This window comes from Pseudooceanicola lipolyticus, assembly GCF_002786325.1.
GTDB classification, from domain to species: Bacteria; Pseudomonadota; Alphaproteobacteria; order Rhodobacterales; family Rhodobacteraceae; genus Pseudooceanicola_C; species Pseudooceanicola_C lipolyticus.
In genome coordinates, this window is the sequence record NZ_PGTB01000278.1 from 1 (window position 1) to 2954 (window position 2954).

Below are 2954 nucleotides of genomic sequence, written 5' to 3' on the forward strand. Positions count from 1 at the left end.
GGTCGGGCCGGTCGGCGAACCAGCGGGCCAGTTCGGCCAGCAGCGCGATGGCGGTGTCCGGTGTCGCGGCGCGGCCCGCCGCACAGCCATCGGCGCGCAGCATCAGGCCGCCCAGCGCCGAGCGTTCGATCCGGATATCCGCCGGATCCCGCGCCAGCACCGGCGCCGGACCGCAATCGATGGAAAACCCAAATTTTGCCGGCAAATCAGGGAGGTCCGGGAGGATCTTCAACAGCTGTTCGCCCAGGCTCTCGGCCAGGTCCCCGGGGGCGCGGAACGGTGTCAACATCAGATTGCGCCGCGCTTCCAACTCGGGGTTGGCATCGACCAGGTCCAGCCCAGTCAGATGCACCAGCATGTCGTCATAATGCTCGGGGGTGACGCCGCGGATCTGCAGGTTGGCGCGGTTGGTCAAGGTGATAAAGCCGTTTCCATAGCGTTCGGCCAGCGCGCACAGGCCCAGCGCCTGGTCGCGCGACAGGCGGCCCAACCGCGGGCGGATGCGCAGGATCAGCCCGTCGCCCGAGCGCATCGGGGTATGGGCGCCGGGGCACCAGCCCTTGATCACCGTCGCGGTCATGACGTCCCCAGCCGCGACAGGATCGAGTTGCGCCGCGTCTGCCACAGCCCGGCGGCCTGCAGCGCCGCGAACCGGTCGGTCATGGCGCGATGCGCCTCGGGGTTGGCGGCGCGCAGAAAGGCGTCGGTTTCGGCATCGCCCAGCGTGGCGTCGTAATAGAGGTCGAACAGGTGCGGCGCCACCACGTCGGCCAGGTTGGCAAAGGCCGCCATGTGATCCAGCGTCGCGGCGATTTCGGCGGCGCCGCGAAAACCGTGGCGTTTCATCCCGGCGATCCAGCCGGGATGCGCGGCGCGGGCGCGCACCACGCGGGCGACCTCTTCGTTGAGGGTGCGGGCGCGCGGCGTTTCGGGCCGGGTATTGTCGAGGTGATACAGCGCCGCCCTGCCCCCGCTTTGTGCCTTGGCGGCGGCGAACCCGGCCTCGTGGGCGGCATAGTCGGCAGCCAGCAGCAGGTCGGTTTCGGGCAGGTCCTGCGGGTGGACGAAGGCATCGGCCCCGGCGACGCGGGCGGCAATCCCCCCGGCGTCGCGGGTGATGCGGTCGCCGTCATGCGCCCAGGCGCTGGCGTCCAGCCAGGCCTGCCCGGCAGCGGCGCGCGCCTCGGCAGTAAAGGTTTCGGCAAGCTCTCCCATGGACAGACCGTAGCTGCCCGGCGCAGGTCCGTAAACGCGATCTTGCACCGGATGACCGGCATAGGGGTTCCAGTCCGGCGCCTCGTCCCGCTCCGCCAGGGCGCGGACGGCCTGCGCGAACAGCGCCGACAGGGTGGGAAACACGTCGCGAAACAGGCCCGAGACCCTGAGCGTGACGTCCAGCCGCGGGCGGTCCAGATCGGTGATCGGCAGGATCTCGATGCCCGACACCCGCTCGCTGCCGGCATCCCAGACCGGGCGGACTCCCAGCAGGTGCAGCGCCATGGCGAATTCCTCGCCGGCGGTGCGCATGGTGGCCGAGCCCCAGAGGTCGACAACCAGCCCCTTGGGATACTCGCCCTCGTCCTGCAGGTGGCGGCGCACCAGCTCCTCGGCCAGTTTCACCCCCTGCGCATGGGCGGCACGGGTGGGCACCGCGCGGGGATCGGTGGTGAACAGGTTGCGCCCGGTGGGCAGCACATCGGTGCGCCCGCGCCAGGGCGAGCCGGACGGGCCGGCAGGCACGCGGCGACCGGCCAGCGCGGTGTGCAGGTTCTCCATCTCGCCGGCAACCGAGGCGGCGGTGTCAAACGGGGTCGCGCCCGGATCGGCACGGCCGAACACATGAAGCCCGTCGCCGAACTGGCTTTCCTTGATGTCGCAGACGAAGCGATCGATGCGGGTGATCGCCTCGGCGGTGCTGGCGGCGCGGTCGAGGCCCAGGTCGTCCTCGACCCCCAGCGCCTGCGCCTCGGCGCGGATGTCCGATTGCAGCCGGTCGCGGCGGCGCGGATCCAGCCCGTCGGCATTGGAGAACTCGTCCAGCAGCGATTCGAGGCGCACGAAGCGGTCGGGGGTGCCGCTGTCGGCCATCGGCGGTGGCAGGTGGCCCAGCGTCACAGCGCCGATGCGCCGCTTGGCCTGCGCCGCCTCGCCCGGATCGTTGACGATAAACGGGTAGATCACCGGCAGGTCGCCGATCAGCGCCTCGGGCCAGCAATCGCCGGACAACGCCACCGCCTTGCCCGGCAGCCATTCCAGCGTGCCGTGGGCACCGATATGGACCAGCGCGTCGGCCTGCTGCGAATGGCGCAACCACAGGTAGAAGGCGACATAGCCATGCCGCGGGGTGCGGGACAGGTCGTGATAATCGTCGTCGCGGCGCTGCGGCGTGCCGCGTTCGGGCTGCAGCGCAACGATGGCGCTGCCCCGGCGGGTGGCGGCAAACCGGAACGCGCCGTCTTGAAACGCCGGGTCCGCTTCGGGCGGCCCCCAGACGCTGTCGAGATCGGTCCGCAGCGTGTCGGAAAGCTGCGACAGCGCGCGCTGATACTCGGCCAGGGGCCACGCTATCGTGTCGGCGGCCAGGGCCTCCTGCAGCGCCGGTCCCGTCGCGATCGCCCAGCCCGCCTGCCCCAGCCTGTCGAGGATCGCCTCGGCCGAGGCCAGCGCATCCAGCCCGACGGCATGGGCCATCTGCCAGGGTTTGCCGGGATAGGTGGACAGCACCAGCGCCGGGAATTTGTCCGGTGGCGGCGTCTGGCGCAGACGGGTCCAGGCGGCGACGCGGTCGGCGATCGACGCGATGCGCGCCGGCTCGGCCCGGTGGGCGGGGCGGGCAAATTCCAGATGCGGATCGCGCGCGCCGCTTTCCTTGAACGAGGCGACCCCGGCGAACAGGCGGCCATCGACCTCGGGCAGCACCACATGCATCGCCAGGTCGGCCGGGGACAGTCCCC

At 71.2% G+C, this 2954-nt stretch carries 2 protein-coding genes; both read right to left on the minus strand.

Annotated features, from left to right (window positions below; all coding sequences use genetic code 11):
- Positions 1 to 580: ferredoxin-like domain-containing protein (locus CVM52_RS24895; protein ID WP_503128405.1), on the minus strand; the 580-nt coding region annotated here is incomplete at its 3' end.
- Positions 577 to 2954, minus strand: a 2378-nt coding sequence (gene cobN, locus CVM52_RS24900) for a cobaltochelatase subunit CobN (RefSeq protein WP_100164967.1), incomplete at its 5' end; no start/stop codon positions are given. The genes cobN and CVM52_RS24895, both read right to left, overlap by 4 nt.